The sequence below is a fragment of the Candidatus Methylomirabilota bacterium genome, from assembly GCA_035315345.1.
Lineage (GTDB): Bacteria > Methylomirabilota > Methylomirabilia > Rokubacteriales > CSP1-6 > CAMLFJ01.
Map to the genome: position 1 here is coordinate 1 of DATFYA010000064.1, position 26,598 is coordinate 26,598.

General features: G+C 71.4%; 24 protein-coding genes. 10 read left to right on the top strand and 14 right to left on the bottom strand.

The features are described 5' to 3' along the window. On the bottom strand, window positions 1-635 hold a 635-nt coding region (locus VKN16_07745; protein ID HME94090.1), incomplete at its 3' end, for a DNA polymerase IV. A 162-nt stretch (window positions 636-797) separates the two neighbouring features. Between VKN16_07745 and VKN16_07750 the strand changes: the two genes are divergently transcribed. Further along, window positions 798-2,330, top strand: coding sequence for an ABC transporter substrate-binding protein (locus tag VKN16_07750; GenBank protein ID HME94091.1), 1,533 nt, complete (start codon window positions 798-800; stop codon window positions 2,328-2,330). 9 nt (window positions 2,331-2,339) lie between these two features. On the opposite strand, the gene VKN16_07755 is transcribed toward VKN16_07750, so the two are convergent. The 3 genes from VKN16_07755 to VKN16_07765 are packed head-to-tail and all read right to left on the bottom strand — an operon-like array spanning window position 2,340 to window position 5,227. Next, a complete protein-coding gene (locus tag VKN16_07755) occupies window positions 2,340-3,212 on the bottom strand; it encodes a pirin family protein (protein ID HME94092.1) in 873 nt (290 codons plus the stop codon). A gap of 50 nt (window positions 3,213-3,262) precedes the next feature. Next, entirely contained in the window at window positions 3,263-4,963 is a 1,701-nt protein-coding gene (locus VKN16_07760; protein ID HME94093.1) for a phospholipase D-like domain-containing protein, read from the bottom strand. Window positions 4,964-4,966: 3 nt separating this feature from the next. Further along, window positions 4,967-5,227, bottom strand: coding sequence for a hypothetical protein (locus tag VKN16_07765; GenBank protein HME94094.1), 261 nt, complete (start codon window positions 5,225-5,227; stop codon window positions 4,967-4,969). A 490-nt stretch (window positions 5,228-5,717) separates the two neighbouring features. Between VKN16_07765 and VKN16_07770 the strand changes: the two genes are divergently transcribed. After that, window positions 5,718-8,213 (top strand): mechanosensitive ion channel domain-containing protein, encoded by a 2,496-nt coding sequence (locus tag VKN16_07770; GenBank protein HME94095.1) that lies wholly within the window; start codon window positions 5,718-5,720, stop codon window positions 8,211-8,213. Further along, window positions 8,210-8,839 carry a hypothetical protein gene (locus tag VKN16_07775; GenBank protein HME94096.1) on the top strand — a complete coding sequence of 210 codons (630 nt, stop codon included), beginning with the start codon at window positions 8,210-8,212 and terminating at the stop codon, window positions 8,837-8,839. Before VKN16_07770 ends, VKN16_07775 begins: the two co-directional genes overlap by 4 nt. A gap of 56 nt (window positions 8,840-8,895) precedes the next feature. Here the strand turns inward: VKN16_07775 and VKN16_07780 are convergent, their stop codons facing one another. From VKN16_07780 to VKN16_07795, 4 genes are all read right to left on the bottom strand, one after another. Next, the gene (locus VKN16_07780) at window positions 8,896-9,765 is read right to left on the bottom strand and encodes an amino acid ABC transporter substrate-binding protein (GenBank protein ID HME94097.1); all 870 of its coding nucleotides are present in this window, start codon (window positions 9,763-9,765) and stop codon (window positions 8,896-8,898) included. A 55-nt stretch (window positions 9,766-9,820) separates the two neighbouring features. Beyond that, window positions 9,821-10,858 carry a trypsin-like peptidase domain-containing protein gene (locus VKN16_07785; GenBank protein HME94098.1) on the bottom strand — a complete coding sequence of 346 codons (1,038 nt, stop codon included), beginning with the start codon at window positions 10,856-10,858 and terminating at the stop codon, window positions 9,821-9,823. A 94-nt stretch (window positions 10,859-10,952) separates the two neighbouring features. Continuing rightward, complete coding sequence (locus tag VKN16_07790) at window positions 10,953-12,827, bottom strand: hypothetical protein (GenBank protein ID HME94099.1); 1,875 nt, start codon at window positions 12,825-12,827, stop codon at window positions 10,953-10,955. Continuing rightward, entirely contained in the window at window positions 12,824-13,261 is a 438-nt protein-coding gene (locus VKN16_07795; GenBank protein ID HME94100.1) for a hypothetical protein, read from the bottom strand. The genes VKN16_07790 and VKN16_07795 overlap by 4 nt, the downstream gene beginning before the upstream one ends. A gap of 117 nt (window positions 13,262-13,378) precedes the next feature. Between VKN16_07795 and VKN16_07800 the strand changes: the two genes are divergently transcribed. From VKN16_07800 to nirK, 5 genes are all read left to right on the top strand, one after another. Beyond that, window positions 13,379-14,080 (top strand): Crp/Fnr family transcriptional regulator, encoded by a 702-nt coding sequence (locus tag VKN16_07800; GenBank protein HME94101.1) that lies wholly within the window; start codon window positions 13,379-13,381, stop codon window positions 14,078-14,080. Window position 14,081: 1 nt separating this feature from the next. Then, window positions 14,082-14,525: a hypothetical protein gene (locus VKN16_07805; GenBank protein ID HME94102.1), complete on the top strand. Its 444-nt coding sequence runs from the start codon at window positions 14,082-14,084 to the stop codon at window positions 14,523-14,525. Window positions 14,526-14,620: 95 nt separating this feature from the next. Then, window positions 14,621-15,064: a DUF542 domain-containing protein gene (locus VKN16_07810; GenBank protein HME94103.1), complete on the top strand. Its 444-nt coding sequence runs from the start codon at window positions 14,621-14,623 to the stop codon at window positions 15,062-15,064. A 68-nt stretch (window positions 15,065-15,132) separates the two neighbouring features. Beyond that, window positions 15,133-15,411, top strand: coding sequence for an iron-sulfur cluster assembly protein (locus VKN16_07815; GenBank protein HME94104.1), 279 nt, complete (start codon window positions 15,133-15,135; stop codon window positions 15,409-15,411). A gap of 98 nt (window positions 15,412-15,509) precedes the next feature. Continuing rightward, window positions 15,510-16,568, top strand: a complete 1,059-nt coding sequence (gene nirK, locus VKN16_07820; protein HME94105.1) for a copper-containing nitrite reductase — start codon at window positions 15,510-15,512, stop codon at window positions 16,566-16,568. A gap of 123 nt (window positions 16,569-16,691) precedes the next feature. Here nirK and chrA read toward each other — a convergent pair whose 3' ends face one another. Together chrA and VKN16_07830 are read right to left on the bottom strand one after the other, a co-directional pair. After that, entirely contained in the window at window positions 16,692-17,897 is a 1,206-nt protein-coding gene (gene chrA / locus VKN16_07825) for a chromate efflux transporter (protein HME94106.1), read from the bottom strand. Beyond that, window positions 17,897-18,718 (bottom strand): SDR family NAD(P)-dependent oxidoreductase, encoded by an 822-nt coding sequence (locus VKN16_07830; GenBank protein HME94107.1) that lies wholly within the window; start codon window positions 18,716-18,718, stop codon window positions 17,897-17,899. The genes chrA and VKN16_07830 overlap by 1 nt, the downstream gene beginning before the upstream one ends. 176 nt (window positions 18,719-18,894) lie before the next feature. On the opposite strand from VKN16_07830, the gene VKN16_07835 reads away from it, so the two are divergent. Continuing rightward, complete coding sequence (locus tag VKN16_07835; GenBank protein ID HME94108.1) at window positions 18,895-21,126, top strand: ATP-binding protein; 2,232 nt, start codon at window positions 18,895-18,897, stop codon at window positions 21,124-21,126. Here VKN16_07835 and VKN16_07840 read toward each other — a convergent pair. The 3 genes from VKN16_07840 to VKN16_07850 form a co-directional block, all read right to left on the bottom strand. Continuing rightward, a complete protein-coding gene (locus VKN16_07840) occupies window positions 21,113-22,534 on the bottom strand; it encodes a M20/M25/M40 family metallo-hydrolase (protein HME94109.1) in 1,422 nt (473 codons plus the stop codon). The genes VKN16_07835 and VKN16_07840 overlap by 14 nt on opposite strands. Before the next feature lie 47 nt (window positions 22,535-22,581). After that, the gene (locus VKN16_07845; GenBank protein HME94110.1) at window positions 22,582-23,094 is read right to left on the bottom strand and encodes a hypothetical protein; all 513 of its coding nucleotides are present in this window, start codon (window positions 23,092-23,094) and stop codon (window positions 22,582-22,584) included. A gap of 629 nt (window positions 23,095-23,723) precedes the next feature. Further along, window positions 23,724-24,416: a class I SAM-dependent methyltransferase gene (locus tag VKN16_07850; protein ID HME94111.1), complete on the bottom strand. Its 693-nt coding sequence runs from the start codon at window positions 24,414-24,416 to the stop codon at window positions 23,724-23,726. Window positions 24,417-24,569: 153 nt separating this feature from the next. On the opposite strand from VKN16_07850, the gene VKN16_07855 reads away from it, so the two are divergent. Then, window positions 24,570-25,430, top strand: a complete 861-nt coding sequence (locus tag VKN16_07855; protein ID HME94112.1) for a CHAD domain-containing protein — start codon at window positions 24,570-24,572, stop codon at window positions 25,428-25,430. Window positions 25,431-25,632: 202 nt separating this feature from the next. Here the strand turns inward: VKN16_07855 and VKN16_07860 are convergent, their stop codons facing one another. Next, entirely contained in the window at window positions 25,633-26,478 is an 846-nt protein-coding gene (locus VKN16_07860) for a carbohydrate ABC transporter permease (protein HME94113.1), read from the bottom strand. Between the last annotated feature and the right edge of the window lie 120 nt (window positions 26,479-26,598).

A 26,598-nucleotide genomic window follows, 5' to 3' on the forward strand; every position in this document is an offset into this window, starting at 1 on the left:
TCGGCGATGCGGGTGATCCCCCGCTCGTGGAGGAACCGCTCGGTCTTCGGCCCGATGCCGGGGACGACGCGGATCGACAGCCCGGCCAGGAACGCCTCCACGTCGTCGGGCGCCACCACGGTGAGCCCGTCCGGCTTGCGGAAGTCCGACGCGATCTTCGCCACGAGCTTGTTCGGGCCAATGCCGATCGAGCAGGTGAGGCCCTCCCGCTCGAGGATCTCCCGCTTGATCTGGCCGGCCCACTCCCGGGCCCGCTCGAGGTCGGCCCGCGACGACAGGTCCACGTACGCCTCGTCGATGCTGGCGGGCTGGAAGGCGTCGGCGCCAGTCCCGACGATGGCCATGATGCGGCGGGAGACCTCGAGGTAGAGCGCACGGTCGTCCCGGACGAACACCGTCTCCGGCTCGCCTCGCTGCCGGGCCGCCTCGGCCAGCCGCCAGGCCCGCGAGATCGGCAGCGCGGACCGGATGCCGTACTTTCGCGCCGCGTAGCTGGCCGCGGTCACGACCCCGCGCCCGCGGCCGTCCTTCGGATCGGCCCCGACCACGAGGGGGCGCCCGCGCAGCTCGGGATGGTAGCGCTCCTCCACCGAGGCGTAGAAAGCGTCCATGTCGACGTGCGCGACGATCCTCATGGCGATGCGCCCGACCGCGGCATCATACGACGAGGCGGAGGCTCGCCGCGCGATCCGCGATCAGTCCTTGACTCCCGAGCCGCATCCGTCGCACCATCGCGCCCAATCGCTCAGACCCATCTCTCAGGCCCATTCTCAGGCCCATTCTCAGGGAGGTCACCGATGCGCTCGATCGCTTCGCTCCTGACCCTCTTCCTCGTTCTCACCGCCCTCGGCGGGCTCGCTCCCGCCGCGGCGGCTCCTCCCGACGGCACCCTCGCCATCGGCGTCCACGTGACGCTGGTGTCGCGCTGGCTCGACCCCGGCGAGACCGAGGCGCTGATCACCCCCTTCATGGTGCTCTACGTGCTGCACGACGCGCTCGTGAAGCCGATGCCCGGCAACATCATGACCCCCAGCCTGGCCGAGTCGTGGACGCTGGCCAAGGACGGCGTGACCTACGAGTTCGTCATCCGGAAGAACGCCAAGTTCCACAACGGCGACCCGGTGACCGCGGAGGACGTGAAGTTCACCTTCGAGCGCTACAAGGGAAGCGGGGCCAAGCTGCTCAAGGAACGGGTCAAGGAGATCCAGGTGGTCGCGCCCAACCGGGTGCGCTTCGTGCTCAAGGAGCCGTGGCCGGACTTCATGGCGTTCTACGGCACCTCGGCCACCGGGGCGAGCTGGATCGTGCCGAAGAAATACATCGAGCGGGTCGGCGAGGACGCCTACAAGAAGGCGCCGGTCGGCGCGGGCCCCTACAAGTTCGCCTCGTTCACCCCGGGGGTCGAGCTGACGGTGGACGCCTTCCCCGACTACTGGCGCAAGGCCCCGTCCGTCAAGCGGCTCGTGATGCGCTCGATCCCCGACGAGTCCACCCGGGCCGCCTCGGTCAAGACCGGCGAGGTGGACCTGGCCTATCTCTTCGGCGGCGCCATCGCCCAGGATCTGCAGCGCACCCCGGGCATCCGGGTGGTCGCGCCCCTGCTCTACGGCGTCTACTGGCTCGACTTCCTCGACCAGTGGGATCCGAAGTCGCCATGGCACGACCGGCGGGTGCGTCAGGCCGCCAGCCTCGCCATCGACCGCAACGCGATCAACCAGGCCGAGATGCTGGGCCTCGGCAAGCCGGCGGGCGCCTTCGTGCCGCCCGAGTTCGACTTCGCGCTGAAGATGGAGCCGCCCGCCTTCGATCCCAAGCGGGCCAAGCAGCTGGTGGTCGAGGCCGGCTTCCCCAACGGCTTCGACGCGGGCGATCTCACGCCGCTGCCGCCCTACACCTCGCTGGGCGAGGCGGTGGGCAGCTACCTGCAGGCCATCGGCATCCGCACCCAGGTGCGCACCATGGAGCGCGCCACCTTCCTGTCCAACTGGCGGGAGAAGAAGGTGCACGGGCTGCTCATCGGGGCCACCGGCGCGGCGGGCAACGCGGCGGCGCGGCTCGAGCCGTTCTTCACCAAGAGCGGCATCTACGCCTACGGCACGCGGCCCGAGATCAACGACCTGTTCCAGCGTCAGGCCAAGGAGCCGGATCGCAACAAGCGTGAGGCCATCCTGCACCAGATCCAGAAGATCGTGTCCGATCAGGTGCTGGCCGCGCCCATCTTCCAGCAGGCCTTCCTGTGGGGCGTGGGCGCGCGCGTCGAGCAGCCGGCCGCGGGTTTGATCCAGGGCTACCCGTACGTCGGCCCCGCCGAGGACCTGAAGCTCAAGTAGCCGGACGCGCTACTCGTCGCGGGGGTCGGCCCGGATGAAGTGACCGCTGCGCAGGTCGCGCAGCGCTTCCTCGATCTCCGCGCGCGTGTTCATGACGAACGGTCCGTGCCGGGCGATCGGCTCGCCGAGCGGCCGCGCCGCCGCGAGCAGGAACCGCCCGCCGCCCGGGGCGCCGGCGGCCTCGACCACGTCGCCGTCGCCGAAGATGACGAGCGCCGGGGCCTGGGCCGCCTTCTGCTCGGGGCCGAAGCGCACCGTGCCGCGATCGACGTAGGCGAACGCGGTGTGCCCCCGGGCGATCGCCTCCCGAAACGTCGCGCCTTCCGGCAGCGTGACGTCCAGGAACTTCGGCGCCACCGCGAGGCCCTCCACCGGCCCGGCGAGCCGGCCGTCCGCCGCGTCGCCCGCGATGACCCGCGCCCGCGCCCCGCCGGGCAGCTCGGCGTCGGGCAGATGACCGGCGGTCAGGTCGCGGTACTTGGGCCGCGTCATCTTCTCGCGGGCCGGCAGGTTCAGCCAGAGCTGCAGGCCGCCGATGCCCTCGGGCCGCACCTGCGGCATCTCCTCGTGGAGGATGCCGCTACCGGAGGTCATCCACTGGATGTCGCCCGCCCCGATGCTCCCGCGATGCCCGAGCGAGTCCCGGTGCGCGATCTCCCCGGTGCGGACGAACGTGACCGTCTCGATGCCGCGGTGCGGATGGTACGGGAACCCGGGCTCGTACTCCTCCGGCCGCGCCGACTCGAAGTGGTCGAGGAGCAGGAACGGATCGAGATGGTCGAGGCGGCGCGTGCCGATGCTGCGGCGGAGATGCACGCCGGCCCCCTCGATCACCGGCTCGGGCCTGACGATCTGCGCGACCGCTCGCGAATCCTGGCTCATCGTGAATACCTCCGCCGTTCAGTCTGCCACGCGGGTCATGACGCGGCCACTCAGCTCGCGAAGAGCTTGCGATCCGCCTCCGCGGCGTGGCCGGCCACGTAGGCCTTGGCGAACCAGGCGGGCTTGCCGCTGATCGCGGTCGGCTTGGCCAGGGTGAGCGGCTGGGCGGTCTTCTTCTTGACCAGGGCGTCCTCCATCCGGGAGCGGAAGTGGAGATGGTCGAAGACCCGCAGCGCCTCGATGGTGTAGGCGGTCGCCACCCGCGGGTCCTCGATCATCACCAGGTTGTCCCCGTTGCCCCGCTCGCCGGTGGGCGAGAGGTTCGACGACCCGGTGAAGACCTTGGCGGTCGGCAGGTTGAAGTCGGTCACCACGAACTTGTCGTGCTGGTTGATGCCGGCCCCGCCCGACCATTCCGTCTTGAACGGCTCGGGGGCCGTGCCGGCGAGGTAGGCGAAGTCCACGAGGCCGACGGAGCCGTCGGGCTTCCTGACCTCCAGACGGCCGCGCTTGTCCGAGATCCCGTAGCTGAACACCTGCTTCTTCATCAGCCGATCCACCGCGTCGCGGATCGGGCCCGAGCTCTGGTAGAGGAACGCGATCGCGAAGAACACCGACGAGGTGGCCTGGTCGATCGCCGCGCCGACCGGGCTCAGCGACAGGTCCGCGTCGGTGTGGGGCGAGAAGCAGACGTGCACCGGGGGCGCCCCGGTGGGCTGCACCAGGTGCCACTGCCGCGCGATCGGGTCGGTGGCGAAATGGGTCGGATTCTTGAACGCCACGTCGAAGGCCCGGCCGAAGAGCGCGGCCGCGTCGGGCCCATTGAACACAAGTGCGTTGTTGGCCTGGATGTAGAGGCCGCGGAAGCTGAAGTTGGTCGACCCCAGCAGCACGCGGACCGGCTGCCCGTCGCGCCGGGCGATCAGCACCTTGTGGTGCTGCAGGCCCTTGAAGTGGGTGCGCTTCACCCGGCTCGAGCCCGCCGACACCCGCAGGCGCCGGGCCGCCTGCGACTCGGCGCTGCCGGCCGGCGCATGGCTCCCCGAGTTGTCGACGATGATCCGCAGCCGATGGCCGATCTGCTCGAGCCGCCGCAGGATGTCGGGCTCGTTGAGGTCGTAGGCCATGACGTCGAGCGTCAGGGTCGGGTCGGCCACCACCTGGTCGAGAAATCCGAACAGCAGATCGTACACCTCGAAGCCGAGCCAGCGGTACACGTCGCCCGGCACCTTGGTGAATCCGAGACCGTCGTCGGCCTCGGCGGGGATCACCTTCGGGTTGTTGCCGTAGCGGTCCGCGTAGGCCTGCGAGGAGGCGAAGTTGCGGGTGAAGCCCACGTCGAGGACGCCGTCGTAGACCACGGGATCCAGCGCGATGTCGAGCGTGACGGAGGCGCCCGCCACCACGTGGCCGTCGGTGGGCATGTGCCGCTTGGTCACCCGGTAGCGATAGGTGCCGCCCTTGGGCTCGTAGGGGAAGTGGATCCAGCGGAACTTCTGGAAGGGCGCCCGGGTGGAGAGGTAGTTGCGGTAGCCGTTCACCGCCACCGCGACCGGCTGGTCGTAGGAGAAGTTCAGCCGGTTGCGCAGCGGGATGAACGAGGGGCTGCCCGGGCTCTTGACCTCGATCGAGAAGCCGACCAGGTCCGGCTCCGGCTCGTCCACGTCGATCCCGATGAGGCACATCCGCTCGCCGCGCCACAGCTTCACGGCGAGCCCGGGGACGTGCCCGGCGCTGGTGAACGCGCTCACGCGTCAGTTCTGGAAGATCTGGTCGGGATTGACCGTGATCGCCTTGCCCCACCACGTCTCGGTGCGCGCCGCCTCGACGTCGGCCCGCGTGACCCGGGGGTTGGAGCCGTCGTTGTTGTTCCGCAGGGAGAACGTGGCGTGCTGCCCGGAAGCGAAATGGGTGGTATGGGCCCGCCATTCCGACCATTGCTCCGAGCTGGCGCAGGCGCCCACCGCGAGCGTCACCCCGAGCACCGTCAAGCCGTGACCCACCAGAGTCCGCATGGCCGTTCCTTTGTGTTGAGGTGCACGTCACCCAGCGCGGCGCATGCAACGCGCCGTCCCGGGAGCCTACTCGACGGGCTGGCGGCGGCAATAGGACTTAAGTCCTATGCCGCGGGCGCTCTGCGATGCCATAGCGGGTCTGTCCGATGGGACCAAGGTCCCATTGCTGGCCCCGCGGCCCCTCCCTAGGGTAGTCGCGACATCAGGGAGGCCGGTCACCGACACCCTGAAAGGAGACCATCATGGATCTCATCAGCCTGTTGATCAGTCTGGTCAGCGGCGCCGTCGGCGGCAACGTGGCTGGGGCGGCCATGGCGGACAAGAACCTGGGCCCGCTCGGCAAGTAGCGCCATTCCCCGCCGGGCCCCGGCCGGGCGTCGTGCCGGCCCGCGCCGGGACCACCGCATGCTCCATCCGAACGTGCATCGCCCCATCTCAGTAGAGAGACGGCCGGACGACTCGTGGAGTACCCTGGCACGGGGATGACGTCATGACGCATTGCTCGGGCGCTCGGTTCCGCGGGGTGGCGTGGGCCACGCTCGCGCTATCGCTCGCACTGATCGGCGCCGCCCACGCTCAGACCGACGCGGCCGATGGGCCCGCGAAGACCGGGCCGCCGCCGTCCGCCCCGGTCCCGATGGCGGAGATCGCGCGTCGGGCCGAGGAGGTGGACGATTTCCGGCGCAGCGTGGACGCGACGGTGGCGCCGAGCGCGCGGATCGCGAGCATCGAGTCCCAGCTGCCCGCGCTCGATACGCGCATCGCCGAGCGGCGCGATCGGATGCCGCTGGCCCTGAGCACCCAGCCGAGTCTTCTGACCCTGGACGCGCTCGCCGAGTCGTGGCAGGAGACACGGGTCGAGCTGACCGGCTGGGTCGAGGCCCTCACCGCGCGGGCCATCCTGCTCGACCAGCAGCGCGCCCGCCTGCAGGCGCTGAAGGAGACCTGGACCCGCACGCGAGCCGAGGTCCGGGCCGCCGGTGCTCCGAAGCCGATCGTGGATCGCACCGACGGCGTGCTCGCCGCCATCGAGACGACCCGACAACGACTGGACGCTGCGCGCGCCGAGACGCTCGTCTTGCAGGACCGGGTGGCGCGCCAGCTCTCGAGTACCCAGGAAGCGATCGTGGAGGTGGCCCAGGCCCGGCGTCACGTCACCGTCGAGCTGTTCATGCGGGAGAGCCCGCCGATCTGGGCCGTCCAGCGTCTGACGATGGCCGAGGGCCTCGCGGCGGTGCGTGCCACCATCGAGACCCAGCGTGTCGGGGTCCGCCAGTTCTTTCGCGATGAGATCGGCCGCGCCGCCGTGCACGCGGTGGCCGTCCTCGCCCTCGGTGTCGTCCTGTGGATCGGCCGCCGCCGCGCACGCCTCGAGCCGCCCGACGGCCCGTTGTCCTCGCTCGCCCCGCTCCTGGTGCATCCCTTTGCCGCCGCGTTCGTGATCGGCTTCATTACCTCCTTCTGGATCTACACCTCGGGGCTCAGGATCGCGCGCACGTTCGCCGAGGTCGGCGCGCTCGTGCCGCTGACGCTGATCCTCCGCCGCCTGGTGCCTCCGCCGGCGGTGCCCGCGATCTACGCCCTCACCGGGTTCTTCCTCGTCGACCGGATCCGCGACCTGTTCATCGGGCTGCCCGTGCTCGAGCGCTACTTCCTGCTGCTCGAGGTACTGGCGGCGATGATCGTGCTCGCGTGGTTCGTGCGGGCGGGCCGATCGCGCCACGTCACCGAGGAGCTGGCGCCGATCAAGCGAGGCGCGGTGCGCGCGGCCATGGGCCTGGCGCTCGTGGGCTTCTCGATCGTCTTCGTCTCGGACGTGTTCGGCAACATGTCCTTGGCCCGGCTGGTGGCCTCGGGCCTCTTCTCGAGCGGGTACCTCGCCCTCATGCTCATTGCCGCGCGCCGGCTGGCCAGCGCCGCCGTCTCGTTCGCGCTCCGGGTGCGGCCGCTCCGCCGGCTCCGCATGGTGCAGCGCCACCGGCCGCTGATCGAGGGACGCACGCTGCGCATCCTGCGGCGCGTCTCGGTCGCGGTCTGGCTCGTGGGCACCCTGAACTACTTCGGCCTGCTCGCGCCGGCGTGGGCGGGCAGCCAGAGCCTGCTCGGCGTCCAGTTGAGCCGCGGCGCCTTCAGCATCTCGGTCGGCGACGTCCTCGCCTTCGCGGTGACGCTGTGGGTGTCGTTCCTGCTCTCCTCCTTCATCCGCTTCGTGCTCGAGGAGGACGTGTTCCCCCACGTCCACCTGCAGCCGGGCGTGCCCTACGCCCTCTCCACGTTCGTGCGCTACGCCGTCGTCATCGTGGGCTTCGTCATCGCCCTGCTGGTGCTCGGGGTCAACCTGGACCGCGTGACCGTGCTCGGCGGCGCCCTCGGCGTCGGGGTGGGATTCGGCCTGCAGAACATCGTGAACAACTTCGTCTCCGGCCTCATCGTGCTCTTCGAGCGGCCGGTGCGGGTGGGCGATTCCGTGCAGATCCGGGACATCCAGGGCGAGATCCGCCGGATCGGGATCCGCTCCAGCACGGTGGTCGCCTGGGAGGGCGCCGAGGTCATCGTCCCGAACTCGATGCTGGTGGCCGAGCAGGTCACGAACTGGACGCCGACCATCTATCACCGCCGCCTCGACGTCCCGGTCGGCGTCGCGTACGGGGCCGGCCCGGACGAGGTGGTCAAGCTCCTGACCGACGTCGCCGGCGCCCATGCCGACGTCATCGCGCAGCCGGCGCCGCAGGCCCTGTTCCTGGGCTTCGGCGACAGCGCGCTCAAGTTCGAGCTGCGCGCGTGGACCAACCGGCTGGATCGGTTCGGCCTGATAAAGAGCGAGCTCGGCATCGCGGTGTTCCGGGCCCTGCGCGGGGCCGGCATCCCGATACCGTTTCCGCAGCACGAGGTACGACTCCTGCACGATCCGTCCGAGGCCGACGGATGGGGCCAGCCGGCTCAAGCTCGTCAACCGAAGCGCTCACCCGAAGGAGGACCCGCATGAAGCGAATCATCGTCGCGACCCTCGTCACCGCCGGACTGCTGTCGGCGCCCGTCACCGCCGCCCTCGCCCAGACCTCGACGACCCCCGCCCCGGCCCCGGCGCCGGCCAAGCCGGAGGGCAAGCCCGCGGTGGGCGAAGCACGCCAGATGAAGATGCGCGGCACCATCTCGGCCATCGACAAGGAGAAGAACACCGTCACCCTCAAGGGTCAGAAGGGCCGCACCGTCACCCTCGACGTTCAGGACCCGGCCAAGCTCGAGGCGCTCAAGGTCGGCGACCCGGTGGTGGGCACCTACATCGAGGCCATCGCGGTCGAGGTGAAGAAGGCCGGCTCGGCGGTGCCCGGCGCGGCGGTGGAAGAACGGCGCGCGGGCTCGAAGCCCGGCGAAAATCCCGCCGGCGTCATGGCGCGGCAGGTCACCGTCACCGCCACCGTCACCGCGGTGAACAAGCAGGCGCCGTCGGTCACGATCAAGGGCCCGGGCGGGAAGGTCGAGACCGTGAAGGTGCAGGACGCCAAGAACATCGCCAACGTGAAGGCGGGCGACCTGGTGGAGATCACCTACGTGCAGGCCCTGGCGGTGGCGCTCGACAAGCCGGCGCCGGCGGCGAAGTCCGGCAAGTAGCGCGCGGGCGGCCGGCGGCGGCCAGGTCGGCCGGCCGCCGTCGGCGGGCGGGCGCGCTACTCGGGCAGGCCCTCGATCGCGTACATCGCGATGATGAGCGCGTTCGGATCGCCGAGGGCGCCGAACCAGCGCGAGTACACCGAGAGGATCTGACCGGATCGGTACAGGCGGGCCAGCGAGCGGTTGACGGCCAGCCGGAAGTCCAGGTCTCCGCGCCGCAGCATCAGGGCGTAGGGCTCGTAGGAGAAGTAGCGCTCCGCGAGGATGAACCGCCGCGGATCCGAGGCGGTCAGGGCCAGCCCGATCAGGATGTCGCGATCGGACGCGTAGGCGTCCGCGGTGCGGTTCTCGATGGCCGTCCGGCCCTCGGCGTGATCCTTCACCGGGACCAGCCGCACGTCGGCGGCGGGCGCCTTGTCGAGCGCCTCCTTGAGCACCCGCTCGGTGGTGGTGCCGGGAATGACCGCGATGCGGAGGCCGGCCAGATCGTTCAGCGAGGTGCCCCGGAGCGAGAGCAGGCTGCCGCCGGTGATGAAGGTGGTCAGGCTGAAGTCGACCTCGGCCTGCCGGCTGAGGGTGTTGGTCGTCGACCCGCACTCCAGATCGATCGTGCCATCACGCACGGCCGCCATGCGGTTCTCGACGCTCACCGGCACCCACTTGATCGCCAGGTCGGCGATCCCCAGGTCGCGGCCGATGTCCTTCGCCACCTGCGTGCAGAGATCGATCGAGTAGCCGACCGGCTTGCCGTCCGCGCCCACCGCGGAGAACGGCACCGAGGACTGCCGGTAGCCCAGCGCGATCGATTTCGACGTCTTGATGCGATCGAGCGTTCCCTTGCCACCGTCGGTGGCGCTCATCGACGCGCAGCCGGCGGAGAGGAGCAGAGCGACCAGGAGGGTGGACCGCACGGACGATCGTGTCATGCTTCGGCTCCCTTCACGGGGGATGATCGGGTTCACGGCGGGCTTGGGGGACCGCTCAGGGGACGCGGCCACTCATCTCGAGCACCCGGCCCGCCCGCAGGACCGTCCCCTTGAACTCGGCGCCCGGCTTGGCGGCGCCCAGGAGGTCCCGGATGCGGGCCAGGTTGGCGGCGGAGCCGGCGGGTATCCCGGCCACCGTGAGCAGGACGTCGCCGCCCAGCACGATCGGCTGCCCGTCGATGGTGGCGTAGGTCGTCCCGCCGCGCAGGCCCATCTGATCGGCGGGCGAGCCCTTCGCCACGTTCTTGATGAGGAAGCCGGTGGCGCCCGCCGGCAGGTTCAGGAGATCGGCCAGGTGGTCGGTGAGGATCTGCCCCTCGACTCCGCCCCAGAACGACTTCTTGTCGAGCAGGAGCTGCTTGGCGGTGTTGATGGTCACCACGAAACCCAGCCCCTCGCTGCCGCCGCCCTTGGAGATGTTGTGGCTGACGATACCGATCACCTCGCCCGCGAGGTCGAACATCGGGCCCCCGGAGTTGCCGGTGTTGATGGTCGCGTCGGTCTGGAAGAACTCCGCGAGGGGCATGGTCTTGTAGACCGTATTGGGCGGCCAGCGCGCGCTGATCCAGCCCACGCTCATCGAATAGCTGAGGCCGTAGGGGGCTCCGACCACGATGACCTGCCGCCCGACCTCGATCGTATCCGAGTTGGCGAGCGTGGCGACCACCGCCCCCTTCGGCACGCGGTCGAGCTGGAGCAGCGACAGGTCCGCGGCGACCTCGGAGGCGACGACCCGCGCCGGAACAGTCTCGCCGCCGAGGAACTCGACGCTGATCTCGTCCATCGCGTCCACCACGTGGGCCGCCGTCATCATCTTGCCGTCGGCGGAGATCAGCACGCCGGAGCCGGTCTCGTTGAACCGGACCTGACCCGAGGCGGTCACGTCGCGCCCCTTGGCGCGGATCACCCCGACCGAGGGGCTCACCTTCCGGAACAGGGGCACGAGGTCCTGGGCCGGCGCGGGGGCGGGAGCGCAGATCGCGGCCAGGGCCGGCAGGATCAGCCACACGAGGGCGCGCACGGAGACGTCCATTCCTTTTCGCGGCGGCGCCATTCTAGCAGATGGGGTGGGACGCGGCGCGCCGGCAGGTGGCCCCCGGCAAGCGCTGAGCGCGGCGCCGCGCGCGTCAGCGCGGCGCGGGCAGGTCGAACGTCCCCTTGCGGATGTTCTGGAAGACCAGCTCGGGCAGGCTGAACAGCGCCCCGCGCAGGCCGCCCCACAGCATCTCACCGCCGTCCACCGGCAGCATTGCGAGCCCGGCCGCGCTGGCCGCGAGCCCGGTCACCAGATTCACCGCGCCGAGGAGCGGGCGGGCCGGCGCCACGTCGTCGGTGAAGAACAGAAAGATCGAGTCGCGGGGCTGGGGACGGTAGACCGTCGAGGTCACCACGTTCGACTCGCGGAGGAAGACCCAGAGCGGGTTCTCCTCCCGGCGCATCGCGGCCACCCGACGGTCCCGGTAGGACGGCACCCGCTCCCGCTCGCCGACCGCGTAGGTATCGTCCACGATCAGGGACGACATCTTCGGGATGAACACCAGGGAGCCGGCGACCTCGACGTGGCCGCCGAGTCGCCGGACCGACTCCGCGCGCACGCGATCCGGATCGTCGCTGCGCGCGGCCTCGGCCAGCGCGCGGTCCACCTCGCGGAAGATCTCCGAGACGCAGTTGCGCACCACCACGTTGTAGGCGTAGTCGCGCTCGAGCGAGGCGACCGTCTCCGCCTCGTCGCGTGCGGCGGCGTCCCGCGCCCGCCCGAGCCGCGCGGGGTCGTAGGCGGGAATCCGCGCCGGCGGCAGGACGTCGGCTCGCGAGGGCAGCAGCACACCCACATGCACGCGCAGCGGCCGCCCCTCGTCGAGCGCGCGGGCGACCTCGCCCCAGCGATTCGCGGCCGCCTCCAGCCGCGCGTAACGGCTCTCCGGGAACGGACCGTCGGTGGCCTCGAGCAGCGCGTCCCGCGCCTCCTCGAACGCGGCGCGGTTCTCTTCGCGGATCGCGGTCATCCGCGCGCGCCGACGCGCCACCCGGCTCGGCGGGAGCACGGTGGCGTCGGCGGGAAACGCGTCGAGGACCGTCCAGTGCCCGGTCTCCACCGTCTCGCGGAGCGCGGTGAGGCGCGCCATGCCCAGCAGCAGGGTGAGCCCCCAGTCGGGTCGCGGCGTCTCCAGCAGCCGCACCAGGCTTTCCTCGAGCGCGTCGGCCAGCTTCGCCACCGCCAGGGCCTCGCCGTCCCGGAGCGGGATCGGCATCGCGGAGAGCACCGCGTCGGGCCGCAGGGGGCGGGGGCCGCGCAGCACGTCGAGCGCGGCCAGCGCCTGGCTCGTGTCGCGGAACCGCTCCGAGAACGTGTACGACGGCGGCAGGAGCCGATCCTCGCCGTCCGCCGCCGGCGCCGGCCGCGGCGCCTCGGGGTCCAGCGCGGCCAGCCGAGCCTGGAGGTCGTCGGTCAGCCGGGCGACGAAGTCGGCCCCGTAGCGCTCGTCGATGCGGGCCCGCAGGGCGGCCAGCGCCGGCGCGGCCGGGCGCTCGACGGCGGCATCGCCCGCGCCGGCCGCGACGAAAAGGCCCAGCCCGTCGAGCGTGACCACGCCCGGCCGCGACAGGGCCTCCAGCAGCGCGCGATCGCCGCGGATCGCGCCCAGAGCCTCCAGGCGCTGCCGCTGGGCGAGGTGGTGGCCGCTGAAGCGGGCGAGCAGGAGGTCGTAGGTCTCGTCGCTGACCGGGATCCGGCTGATCCAGATCGTGCGGTTCTCCAGATCGCCGTAGAGGTGGCGGAACCGCTCGAACCGATCGCGCGCGAGGACGATGATGCCGGGGTCGCGATGCTCGAAGTGAAAGACCTGGTCGCCGAAGCGGAGGGCCGCGTGGCCGCCGCTGGCGCTGCCCTCGCTGGCGTTGATGTAGAGATAGTCGATCTGGTGCGAGGGCGCCGCCGCCGCGGGCGCGCTCGACATCGCCAGCAGGGCGATGCCGAGCGCGCCCCGCGTCAGCCGGGTCACTTCCGGGACTCGTAGCCTTTCTGGATCGCGGAGCGCTTGTCCGCGCTGTTGGCGCTGGCCGCGGGAGCGAGCCGGTCCTTGAAGGTCTCGACCAGGCCCGGGCTCGCCTTCGCATTGCCGAGGCCCTCGCCGATGGCCACGTAGGTGCCGAGGTTCTCTTCCCAGTTGGTGACGCCCCGATCGCGGGCGAGATCCCCGAGCTTCTTCTGGTAGGCGTCGAACGGCCCGCCCGACTTCGCGTACGCCTCGGTCGTGGTCCGGACGTCCTCGAAGTACGCGCTGTCGCCGGGGCTCGAGGAGGCCGAGCTGCTCGCCGAGGAGTCCGACGAGCTCTTGGAGCTGTACGAGAACGAGCAGCCGATCGGACCGAGCAGGACCGCCAGCACGAGCAGGAGACCAACCGGTTGCCAGCGCCGACGCGCGAAGTGATCCATCAAGTCGCTCCTCCTTGGGTGGCGGTGCCGGCGAGGACTATAGCGGCAATCGCACGGCAACGCAAACGCGGCGCGCGCGCCCGGCGCGCCACCGAGCGCCGTGCTATGCTGCCCGCGATGCCAGCGAAGGACATCGCGGCATTCCTCCGCTCCACGCCGGTGTTCGCCGGCCTCCCCGCGCGCGAGATCGACTCCATCGCGTCGATCGTCTCGGAGGAGTCCCACCGCGCCCGGGCCTACGTCTTCATGGAGGGCGACGCCGCGCGCTGGTTCTACGTCGTGAAGTCCGGCCACGTCAAGATCCTGCGGCAGTCGCGCACCGGCAAGGAGGTGGTACTCGAGCTGCTGGGGCCCGGGGAGATCTTCGGCGGCGTGGCGGTGATCGAGCAGCGGCCCTATCCGGCCTCGGCCCAGGCCACCGAATCGTCGGTCGTGCTGAAGATTCCCGCCGAGCCGATGATCGCGGTCGCCGAGCGGCATCCCGCGTTCATCCGGGAGATGGCGCTGCTGATCGGCCGGCGGCTCCGCGACGCCCACGACTCGGTCAAGGCGCTGGCGGTGGGCCCGGTGGAGGCGCGCCTCGCCGCGAACCTGCTCCGCCTGACCGGGCGCGAGGGGATGGCCACGAAGGACGGGGTGCGCCTGCCCTATCACCTCACTCGCCAGAGCCTGGCCGACATGTCGGGCACGACCGTCGAGACCACCATCCGCATCCTGGGCCGCTGGTCAAAGGAGGGCCTGGTCGACGACGACGGCGGCCGTCTCGTCCTGGTGGACCCCGACGCCCTGCGCGAGCGCGCGGAGGGCGAGGCCGAGTAGCGTGACCCCGCTCGTCCGTCGCTACGTCAAGACGAGCTTCGGGTTCCTCCTCGCCGGGCTTCTGATCGGCGCCTATCTGATCACCGCGCAGTTCGTGTTCGACGTCTATCCCCCGCGCCTCTTCACCACCGCCCACGCCCACCTGCTGCTGGTGGGCTTCATGCTCATGATGGTGATGGGCGTGGCGACGTGGATGTTTCCGCGGCCCGCGCGCGACGACACGCGCTACCGGCCGGAGCTGGCCGAGGCGGTGTACTGGGTGATGACCGCGGCCACCGCGCTGCGCGCGCTCGCCGAGGTCGTGGTGGCGCTGACCGGCGCGCTCGGGCTGCGATGGCTCATCACGGTGGGCGGGCTGGGCCAGCTGGCCGGCACCGCGCTATTCGTGGTGAACATGTGGTGGCGCGTGCGCATGCCCCCCGCCGCGGCGCCCCCCGCTCGCTGAGCCGCCCCCGCTCGCGCTCCCGGGCCGGCTATGACGCCCGTCATATCGGCCGCGGGCCCCCCGGCGCTATCGTCGGGGGCAAGGAGGACGCACCAATGTCCCAGCATTGCGCCTGCGCCCATCGCTCATCGGTCGATCCCGAGCAGACCGTCGACGACATCGTCCGGCACCACACGGGAGCCCTCGAGCTCTTCAAGCGGGCCGGCATCGATCACTGCTGCGGGGCCCATCTCTCGCTGCGCGAGGCGGCGGCCGCGGCGGGCGCGCCGCTCGGTACGCTGCTGCTCGCCCTGAATCCACCGGCGCCTCAGAGCCCGACGGACGTGGTCCTGGACGTCCGCGGGCTCGAGCCGCCGCAGCCGATGCTGCGCGTGCTGGAGGCGCTCGATCGGCTCGACGCGGGCGCCGCGCGCGAGGTGCGGCTCGACCGCCGGCCGGTGCTCCTCTATCCGCAGCTCGAGGACCGCGGCTTCGAGCACGATACCTCCGAGCCCGCGCCCGGGCTCGTGCGCATCCTCGTCCGCCGTCGGCGCGTGTAGCCCATGGCCGTCCGCGCGCCCGCCGGGCGCGGCCTGTCACCGCTGATCCCGCTCGGCTACTTCGGCGCATGACCGCGCGCCGCGAGCAGGTCATCGACGCCCTCCGCGAGGTCTTCGATCCCGAGCTGGGCTTGTCCATCGTGGACCTCGGGCTGATCTACGACGTGCGCATCGACGGCGGCCACGTCGGGATCACCATGACGCTCACCTCCGCGGGCTGCCCGCTGCACGAGGCCATGACCGAGTGGGTCCGGCACGCGGTCGAGCAGGTGCCCGATGTCCGGCAGGTCGCCGTCACCCTCACCTTCGATCCGCCCTGGACGCCCGAGCGAATGGACGCACTGTGATCGACGTCATACCGGCCCTGCCCCGATCTGCCGCACGCTGTGGGTAGCGCGAGGGAATGCACTCGCCGAGAGCCCATACGGGCAAGGAGGAACAGGCGATGAGACGGCGACGGGTGGTCGCGGCGGTCGTGGTGGCCGGGGCGCTGATCGGCGGCGTGGTGGTCTGGCAGAGTCAGGCGCGCGACAAGGCGGCCGAGCCCGCCGCGTTGCCGGAGGTGGCGGCCATCCTCACCTCGGCGCCGAGGGTACCGCCGCCGGTCGATCGGCCGGGCCACGCGCGGGTGATCGTGACGCTGGAGATGACCGAGCTGAAGGGCGTCCTGGCCGACGGCGTGCAGTACACGTTCTGGACGTTCGGCGGCACCGTGCCCGGCCCGTTCATGCGGGTGCGCGTGGGCGACGTGGTGCAGATCCGGCTCAAGAACGCCGAGAAGAGCCTGCACCCGCATTCCATCGACCTGCACGCGGTGACCGGGCCGGGCGGCGGCGCGGCGGTCACGCAGCTGGGGCCCGGACAGGAAGGCGCCTTCGAGTTCAAGGCGCTCAATCCTGGGCTCTACGTCTATCACTGCGCGACGCCCAGCGTGCCCGAGCACATCGCCAATGGCATGTACGGGTTGATCTTCGTCGAGCCCGAGAAGGGGCTGCCCCGGGTGGATCGCGAGTACTACGTGATGCAGGGCGAGTTCTACACCAAGGGCAAGACCCTCGCGCCCGGCCTGCAGCCGCTCGATGCCGCGAAGCTCACCGCGGAGCGGCCGGAGTACGTGGTGTTCAACGGCAAGATGGGCGCGCTCATGGGCGAGGGTGCGATCCGGGCCAACGTGGGCGAGACGGTGCGGCTCTTCGTGGGCAACGGCGGCCCGAACCTGATCTCCTCGTTCCACGTGATCGGCGAGATCTTCGACGCGGTCTACCCCGAGGCCGCGGTGGGCGAGGCCCCGCGGCGGAACGTGCAGACCACGCTGGTCCCGGCCGGCGGCGCCGCCATCGTCGAGATGAAGATGCAGACGTCGGGGCGCTTCCTCCTGGTCGACCACAGCATCGTGCGCGCGATGGAGAAGGGCGCGCTGGGCGTGCTGGAGGTGGCCGGCGCCGAGCAGCCCGGCGTTTTCAAGACGCTCGTGCCCGGCACGCACGGGACCGGCGGCCACTAGACCGGGACCGGGAGACGGCGATGATGCCTCGGCAGACCTTGCGTGTGGTCGGGATGGCCTCCATCCTGGCGCTCGCCCTCGCGGCGAGCGCCACGGCCCAGGCCCCGCTCGCGGGATCGGCGGTCAGCCGCGGGGGGCGATGGCCGCGCCGCCCGCGGCCGCGACGGCCACCACGAGCCACGGCGGCAGGCGCCACACCGCGAGCAGGCCGAAGGCGACCAGGGCGAGCGCGAAGTCGGCGGGCGTGAAGATCGCACTCGTCCATACCGGGTGATAGAGGGCGGCCAGCAGCAATCCCACCACCGCGGCGTTGATCCCGCGCAGGGCCGACTGGAACGACGGCCGCCGGCGCAGCGCGTGCCAGAACGGCAGCGCCCCCACGACGAGCAGGAACGCGGGCAGGAAGATGGCGATGAGCGCGAGGCCGGCGCCCGCCCACCGCCCGGGCGGCACGTGCATGACCGCGCCCAGGTAGGCCGCGAAGGTGAAGAGCGGCCCGGGCACCGCCTGCGCCGCGCCATAGCCGGCCAGGAACTCGGCGTTCGTCACCCAGCCGGGCGGCACGACCTCGGCCTGCAGCAGCGGCAGAACCACGTGACCGCCGCCGAAGACGAGGGCACCCGCCCGGTAGAAGGCATCGAAGACGGCCAGCGGCGGAGACGGAATCGCCTGACGCAGGAGTGGCAGCACCACGAGCAGCCCGAAGAAGACGACGAGCGAGACGACGGCCAGATGGCGCCCGAATGACACGCGGCCGCCCGACGGCGGTGCCGGAAGCGGGGGCGCGGGCAGGCACCAGAGGCCGACCAGGCCGGCCGCGAGAATCACGAGCACTTGCCCGCCGGCGGTGGGCCAGGTCAGCGCGATCAGTGCCGTCCCGATGGCCATGGCGGCGCGCACGCGGTCGGGACAGAGCGCCTGGCCCATGCCCCACACCGCTTGTGCCACCACGGCGACCGCCGCGATCTTCAGCCCGTGGAGCCAGCCCGAGCCGGTCAGGTCCAGCCCCTGGACGCCCAGACCGAACAGCACGAGCGCGATCGCCGACGGCAGCGTGAAGCCGAGCCAGGCCGCGAGCGCGCCCGGCAGCCCGGCGCGGAAGATGCCGATGGCGATCAGAACCTGGCTACTTGCCGGACCGGGCAGGAACTGGCAGAGGGCGACCAGGTCGGCGTAGCTCGCCTCGTCGAGCCAGCGCCGGCGCAGCACGCACTCGCTGCGGAAGTAGCCCAGGTGGGCCACCGGCCCGCCGAACGAGGTGAGGCCCAGTCGCGTCGCGACCGCCAGGACCTCGAAGAACGAGCCCGCCGGCGGCGCGGGCGACGGCATCACCACATGACCACGCCGCCGTCGATGTTGACCGACTGGCCGGTCATGAACGCGGCCGCCGGCGAGCAGAGGAAGGCGATGAGTCCGGCCACCTCCTCGTCGGAAGCCGCGCGGCCCATGGGAATGCGGTCGAGTTGACGCTGCCAGCCCTCTCCCCGGCCCAGAACATCCATTCGGGCCGTCTCGATGGTGCCGGGACATACCGCGTTCACGGTGACTCCGTGCCGCGCCACCTCCATGGCGAGCGACTGGGTGAGGCCCTGGATGCCGAAGTTGGCCGCGTTGTAGGCGGCGGTGTTGGGCGCGCCGCGCTTGCCCGCGATCGAGGACAGGTTGATGATGCGGCCCCACTGCTGTCGCACCATGATCGGCACGACCCGCTTGCAGAGCAGGAACGCCCCGGTCAGCTTGATGTCGAGGACCTTCCTCCAGACGCGCTCGTCGAGCTCGGGCAGCGGCACCCGGTCGTCGCCGCGGGGGTAGGCCGCGTTGTTCACGAGCACGTCGATGCGACCGAACGTCTTCATCACCTGCTCCACCAGGCGCTCCACCGACGCGGACTGGCTCACGTCGCCGGTCCAGGTCATCGCGCGGCGGCCGCTCGCTCGCACCTGCTCGGCGGTGGACTCGACGTCGCGCCAGCCCGCCTGCTTCTCGTCCTCCGGAAACGTCGACGGATCGCGGCCGGTCCCGGTCACCGCCACGTCGGCCCCGAGGTGGGCCAGGGCGAGAGCGGTGGCCCGCCCGATCCCGCGCAGCCGCCCCGCTCCCGTCACCAGCGCCACCTTGCCGTCGAGTGCTCCCGCCTCACGTGCGCTCATCGCCGCGTCCTTTCGTGGAGATCGGAGATTGCCCCGGCGCATGCATACCACCATCGCGCCCCGTCTGCCAGGCGGCCTCGCGCGGGTCCTTGACGGAGCGGCCTCTGGAAGCGCACGATGCCGGTCTCGGGAACAGGATGCTGACGCGGCGCGCTCGACTCCTTACCGTAGCCTGGTTGTCCCTCCTCCTCCCGCTCATCTTCCCGGCGCGTCCCGTCTCGGCCGAAGGTAAGAACGTCCTGATCCTCCACGCCTTCGAGGCCAACATGCCGATCAACGTCATGACCAGCCAGGGCCTCATGCCGACCCTGGAAGCGGGCGGCCTGGGCGTCCAGAACCAGTTCTTCGAGCATCTGGACCTGGCGCGGAATCCCGGCCCGGAGCATCGGCGCGACCTGGCCGAATTGATGGCGCACCGCTACCGGCACCGAAAGATCGATCTGATCATCACGCTCTATCCGGAGGCGCTGCAGTTCGTCCTCACCGAGGGCCGCGCCCTCTTCTCGGACGCGCCGGTGCTCGCCCTCTACCTGCCGCCCGGGCTGACCCTGCCGAAGACGGACCGCCCGGTCATCCGCCATTCCCTCACCCTCGACCTGCGCGGCACGCTGGCCACGGCGCTCCGCCTCCTGCCCGATACCCGCCGCGTCTACGTGGTGAGCGACGTGCATCCGCGACACAAGATGTACGAGGCCCAGGCCCTCCGCGATTTCAAGGAGTGGGAGGGCCGTGTCGAGTTCCGCTACCTGAGCGACCGGCCCCTGGACGACGTCCTGGCCACCGTCGCGGGCGCGCCGCCCGGCACGATCGTGCTCTACATCGCGGTCCTGGTGGACGTCACCGGCCAGGCCCACAATCCGCTCGAGATCGCCCAGCGCCTGAGCCGAGAATCGCGCGCGCCGGTCTTCGGCCTCTTCGACGTCTTTCTCGGCCGCGGCATCGTCGGCGGCTCGGTGGCCAGCTTCGAGCAGACCGGCGTGCAGGCCGGCCGACTGGCCCTCGATGTCCTCCGCGATCCGGGCCGCCTCGAGCGCGAGCCGCGGGTGCTGGAGGTGCCGCCCACGCCGATGTTCGACGGCCGGCAGCTGAGGCGCTGGGGACTGAACCTGGAGGCGCTGCCGCTCCGCAGCGTGATCGTGAACCGGGAGCTCTCGCTCTGGGATCTCCGCTACTACGTGATCGGCGGCCTCGCCTTCATCGTGGCCGAGGCGTTCCTGATCGTCGTGCTGCTCGCGCAGCGCCGCCGGCGCGCGCGGGCCGAGACCGCGCTGCGGGCCAGCGAGGCCCTGCGCGAAGGCATCCTCGCCTCGCTGCCCGGCACGATGGCGGTGGTGGACCGCGCCGGGACGGTGGTCGAGGTGAACCGGGCGTGGCGCAGCCTCGCCGCGGCCGATCGGCCCGCGGACGCCACGAGCGTGCGGGTGAGCGTCGAGGACCTCAAGGTCTCGCGCGAGCGCGATCCGGTGGCGCGACAGGTGCTGGACGGCATCGACGCGGTCCTCACCGGCCAGCAGACCGAGTTCCATCTCGACTATCCGATCGGTGTGGCCGGGGTGGACCGCTGGGTCAGCGTCACGGTGTCGCCGCTCAAGCGCCCCGAGGGCGGCGCGGTCATCCTGTACCTCGACATCACGTCGCGGAAGCGCGCGGAGCTGGAGGCCGAGCATCTCCGCCGCGATCTCACCTACCTGTCGCGGGTGAGCACGATGGGGCAGCTCACCGCCTCGCTGGCCCACGAGCTCATCCAGCCGCTGACCGCCATCGTCAGCAACGCGCAGGCCGGCGAGCGCTACCTGACCGCCGATGCCTCCGCGATCGCCGACGTGCGCGAGCTGCTCGCCGACGTGACCGCCGACGCCAAGCGCGCCGGCGAGGTCATCCGGCGCATCCGCAGCCTGCTGCAGAAGACGGAGTTCGAGTTCGTGCCCCTGGATCTCGACGCGGTCATCCGCGAGGTGGCCATGCTCGCGCGCACCGACGCGATCATCCGGAAGGCCACCATCGCGCTCGAGGTCGATCCCGATCTGCCGCCGGTGCGGGGCGACCGGGTCCAGCTGCAGCAGGTGTTCCTGAACCTGATCCTGAACGGCCTGGAGGCGATGGAGGGCACCTCGGTGGCCCGCCGCAGCCTCCTGATCATGGGGACGCGGACGGCCAGCGGCGCGGTCCTGGTGGGCGTGCGCGACGCCGGGACCGGCATCGGCGACGATCAGCTGGGCCGCGTGTTCACGCCCTTCTTCACGTCGAAGTCCACCGGACTCGGCATGGGCCTGGCCATCACCAAGTCCATCGTCGAGGCGCACGGCGGCACGATCTGGGCCGAGAACAACCAGACCGGGAGCGGCGCGACGCTCTGGTTCACCCTGCCGGTCCGCGCGCCCAGCCAGGCGAGCGTCAGCGCGTCCTGACCGCGGCGTGGTCGGCGAGCACCTGCGCCACCGAGGCGGTCACTCTCACTCCCGTCGGCAGGTCGATGAACTCGTTGGGCCCGTGCGCGTTCGAGCCCGGCCCCATCACCCCGGTGACGAGGAACTGGGCCCCCGGAAAGCGCTCGCCCAGCATGGCCATGAACGGGATCGAGCCGCCCAGGCCGTCGAACATCGCGGGCGCCCCGAAATGCGCGGTGGACGCGCGCGCGACCGATTCCTGCAGCCAGTCCGCCATGACCGGCGCGTTCCAGCCGGTGCCCGGCCGCTCGCCACTGGTGTAGGTCACGCGCGCGCCGTACGGCGGATCGGCCTCCAGCACCTCCTTGACCCGGCGGCTCGCGCGGTCCGCGTCGGCAGTGGGCGGCAGGCGCACGGAGAGCTTCAGCGAGGTCTTCGGCCGGAGCACGTTGCCGGCGTCGGCGAGGGCCGGGATGCCGTCCACGCCGGTGATGGACAGGGTCGGGCGCCACGTGTTGTTGAGCAGCGCCTCCACCGCATCGCTCGTGACCGCGCGCATGCCGGGCAGGAGCGGAAATCGCGTCCCGACCTGGTGGCCCAGCACGTCGGCCACCGCGCGCACCTCGGCCAGCCGGCCGGGCGGGATGTCCACGTGGCACTCCGGCACCAGGATGCGGCCGGTCCGGCTGTCTTCGAGCCGATCCAGGATCTGACGCAGGATGCGGAAGCTCGACGGCACGATGCCGCTGGCCGCGCCGGAGTGCACGCCCTCGGAGAGCACCTCGACGGTGAGCGTGCCGGAGAGGACCCCGCGCAGCGAGGTGGTCGCCCACAGATGCTCGTAGTCCCCACAGCCCGAATCGAGGCAGACCACCAGATCGGGACGGATGCGATCGGCGAGCGTCTCGACGTAGGCGGGCAGATCGGGGCTGCCGCTCTCTTCCGACGCCTCGATCAGCACGACGCACCTGGCGTGCGGGATACCCTGGGCCTGCAGCGCCTCGATCGCGGTCAGGGCCGCGAAGGAGGCATAGCCGTCGTCGCCGGCGCCCCGGCCGAACAGGCGACCGCCCCGGCGGACCGGCGTCCACGGCCCACCCTCGGGCGCCCAGCCGACCATCTCCGGCTGCTTGTCGCAGTGCCCGTAGAGCAGCACCGTCTCTCCGCCCGTGCCCGGCACCTCCATCAGGATGACCGGCGTCCGGCCTTCGAGCCGCACCACCTCGATGGTGAGGCCCTCGATCTTCCGCTTCCGGGCCCAGTCGGTGATGAGCGTCACGGCCCGGTCGATGTGGCCGTGCTCGGCCCAGCGGGCGTCGTACATGGGGGACTTGGCCGGGATACGGATGTACTCGGTGAGAGCGGGGACGATGTCGTCGTCCCAGGTCTTCTGAACCAGGGCGCGGGTGCGGTCCGGATCGATGGTCATGGCCCGATACTATGCACGGGCCCGAGGCGTCGCGCTCGGCTTTCGCCCTAGGGCGGGCCGAAGGAGGTCACGTCGCTGACCGCGTATCCGCGGCGCTTGAGGCATTCGCCGAAGCTCTTCGCGATCCACTGATCCGATGTCTGCGCCTTCGTGAAGAAGCCGCGCGGGTACATCTGCCCCAGGAAGCCGCCGACGATGCCGGTCTTCGCGGTATCGGACACCTCCGGCATCGGCGCGCTGGCCGCCTCGACCCGGCACGCCTGGAAGTCTCGCACCATGGAATTCGCGTCGCCCCGCGCATCGGTGAAGACCTGCCCGATCCGGGACGGGCCCAGGCTCATCTCGACGGGGGCCCGGTAGCCCTTCGCGATCAGGCAGGCGGCCTCGGCCAGCTGGGTCGACGTCTCCGGGTGCGCCCGGACGAAGGCGATGCAGTCCGTACGGTCCTGGGCCAGCTTGGCCTCGGTCTGCCCGCCACGCAGCTTGAGATCGGGGTCTCCCCCGCAGCCGGTCGCGGTCAGCGCCGCGAGCATGGCCAGCGCCGGGGCCAGGGAGCGCATGCGCCTATGGTACAGGCGCCCCCCGGCCGGCACCTCAGGCTGATACGCGACGCCCGGCTCGGTCGGTTCTTCACGGTCGTTCCTTCTCGCAACCGACGGCGGGCCGGCGGTCGGTCCCCGAACCGCGGCAAACCACGTGGAGCGTCGAGACGAGCGCATTGGCGCGGCTCGTGCTTCGGGGGAGATTTCCGTGGAGGCCGACACGATGGCGATCAAGGATTGGCTCGCGTATGCAGTGGCGGTGAGCGCCGGCGTTCTGGTCACGATGCTGCTGAGCCAGGTCCGCTGGTAGCGGTCGTCAGCCCGATCGCCCGGCGAACCACATCCCGCACGCCAGGCACTTCACCGCTCCCGGCCGGAGGGCGCGCCCGCACTCCGGACACGCTCCGCGAAGCCGGGCATGACGGCGAACCTGGAAGACCGCGACGGCCAGCAGGCACGCGACGATACTCGGTGTGAACCGCTTGCGAAGCCGCCGCTCAGCCCTTCCCCTCAGTCGGCGACGCGCCGGGCAGTCTACATCATCGGGCCGGGTCTGCCAAAACCGACGCGAGCCGAAGTGGCGGGGCCCGGCGCGACGCGTCAGAAGACTCCGGCACGTGCAGATCGGCGCCGCCGGCCGCTGACGCTCAGGCTTTGCGCGCGGTCACCGCGATCCGCGTCAGGTTGGCCGGGAACTCGGCGGGCGTCAGACGCAGGGTGTGAACGTCCACGAAGCCGAGACGTTCCAGCCGGCGGCGCACCTCGCCGGTGGTGTACGGCCGGAAACGGTAGAGCCGGCCGAGCATCGCGCTCGACGGGCCCGGGCGCATGCCGAGATTGAGGAAGAGGCCGCCCGGCCGCAGGAGCCGGGCCAGGCGCTCCAGCACCGCGTCCAGCGGCACGTGCTCGAGCGCCGCGCCCACCATCACCGCGTCGAAGCTGCGCGGCGCGAGCACGATCGCCTGGCCGGTGTCGATGCGGGTCAGTACCGCGGGCGCGCGCAGATCGCCGTGGGCCACGGTCAGCCGATGCCGGAGGTCGCCGAGGCGGCGCGCCCGACGCGCGAGCACGGCCAGCATCTGCCGGTCGATGTCGAAGGCCACGACCTCGGAGCCCGGGAAGTGCCGCAGGAACCACAGCCCGTTGAGGCCGGTGCCCGCGCCCGCGTCGAGCGCGCGCGGACGGGGCGGCAGGCACCAGTCGACCCGCTCGAGAAACTGCTCCACCGCGCGCGTGAAGCCGAAGAGGCGCAGCGAGCTGTCGTACAGCCCGGCGATGCGTCCGTACGTGAAGGGCTGGCCGCGCGGCGGGCGGGCGTGGCGAGCACGGCCAGCACGCACCCGCCTCACGTCAGCGCGCGGCGGGTGGCGATCACGTGGGTGGCGCGGCCGGGCGTCATGGCGAGCAGCGTACCACCGTCACCCGGTTTCGCGGCGCGGCCGGGTAGACCATACTCAGACACCACCCTCGTGAGCCGCCCGGGGGCGCACCGGATGCCGAGCCGCTCCCGCTTCGATCAGGTCGTCGCCGCCATGAGCGTGCAGGTCGACACCATCCGCGCGCTGCGCGCGGGCGCGCGGCGCGCCCGCGATCCGGAAGCCGTCCACCGGATGCGCGTGGCCGTGCGCCGGCTGCGCGCCATCCTGCGCGCGAGACGCCCGGTCGTCGCTCGACGGTCGGACGAGGAAGGCGTCGACCGGCTGCGCCGGGAGCTCAAGTGGCTCGGGATCGCGCTCGGGCAGGTTCGCGACCTCGACGTGCTGCGGGCCCATCTGCGATCGCTCCGTGTCGACGCCCGCGCGGGCGGCCGCGCCGCCCACGGCCGCCTGCTGCGGCACATCCGGGCGGACCGCGCTCGCGCGGTGACGGCGCTGCGCGCCGCGCTGGACGGTCGCCGCTACGCGCGGCTCCTCGCGCGGCTCGATGCCACGCTCGCCGCCGCACGCGAGCGGACGGAAGACGTCTCGCTTCCCGACGTCGCGGCCGAGGAGTTCGCGCGGCTGCGCCGGGCGGTCAAGCGGCTGCCGAAGCACCCGAGCGCCGCCGAGCTGCACGAGATCCGGATCAAGGTGAAGCACGCGCGCTACGCGGCCGAGCTCGCGCAGCCGGACGTGGGACGTCGCGCCGAGCGCTTCGTCGCGAAGGCCAAGGCGCTCCAGGACATCCTCGGCGCGCATCAGGACGCGGTGGTCGCCGAGCGATACGTCCTACGCGCGGCCGGCCAGGCGCCCGGAGCCCGGGCCTTCGCCCGACAGATCGCGGCGCGGCAGGAAGAGCGGCGGGGCGAGGCACGAGCGGCCTTCATCGAGCAGTGGCCCAAGCTCAAGCGCCGCGGACGGCGCGCGTGGGAGTAGATCCGCGCGCAGTCGGGCCGGGCCACTACGCGCGGACTGCCGACCGGGACACGGGCCACGCCTCGCTCCACCGGGGTCCGTCCCGGACCCCGGCGGGGCTCCTCGTCCTGGTCCAACCGACGCGCCTGGCTTCAGGGATGGAGGAGCAGCTATTCGCCTCGTGAGTGACGAGGGCTCGGCGAGTGTGGCCAGGCCTGCCGCGTCAGCCCTTGACCGCCCCGGCGGTGAGGCCGGCGACGTAGTACTTCACGAAGAACGAGTACACCAGCGCGACCGGCACCGAGCCCAGCAGCGCCCCGGCCATGAGCTGGCCCCAGTAGAAGGCGTCGCCGCGGATCAGCTCGCCCACCACACCGATCGGCACCGTGCGCACGCTCGAGCGGCTCAGGAAGAGCAGCGCGTAGAGGAACTCGTTCTGGGCCAGCGTGAAGGCGAAGATGCCGGCGGAGATGAAGCCGGGCATGCAGAGCGGCAGGATCACCCGGGTCATGGCGCGCCAGCGACTGGCCCCGTCGATCAGGGCCTGCTCCTCCAGCTCTTTCGGCACCGTCTTGAAGTAGCCCATGAGCAGCCAGGCGATGAACGGCACCAGCAGGGTGGGATACGTGAGCATGACCGCGCTGAGCGTGTTGCCCAGCTTGAGCCGGCCGATCAGGTCGGCCATGGGCACGAAGAGCAGCGTCTGGGGCACCAGGTAGGTGACGGCCACGGTGATGGCCAGCAGCGGGGCCCCGCGGAAGCGCATGCGGGCCAGCGGGTAGGCCAGCATGCTGCCGAGCAGCAGGGAGATCGCGGTCGCGACCACCGCCACCATCATGGTATTGACGGCCCAGGTCACGAAGTTGGTCTCGGTGAGCAGGTCGATGTAGTGGACGAGCGACGGATGGTGGATCGCCAGCGGATTGGCCTTGGGATTGTACAGCTCGGCATTGGTCTTCAGCGAGGTCGCGGCCATCCACGTGAACGGAAACAGTGCCACCACGTAGAACACCACCAGCGGGATCCAGAGCCCGAAGAGCCGCTTGCGCCACGTCAGCTCGCCGACCATCGATCCGCCCCGCCGATCAGTCCTTGCGCACGTAGATGGTGAGCAGCACCAGCAGCAGGCCGAGCACCGGCACCATGCTGAGGGCGACCGCGGAGCCGAGCCCCATCTGCCCCGCCCCCA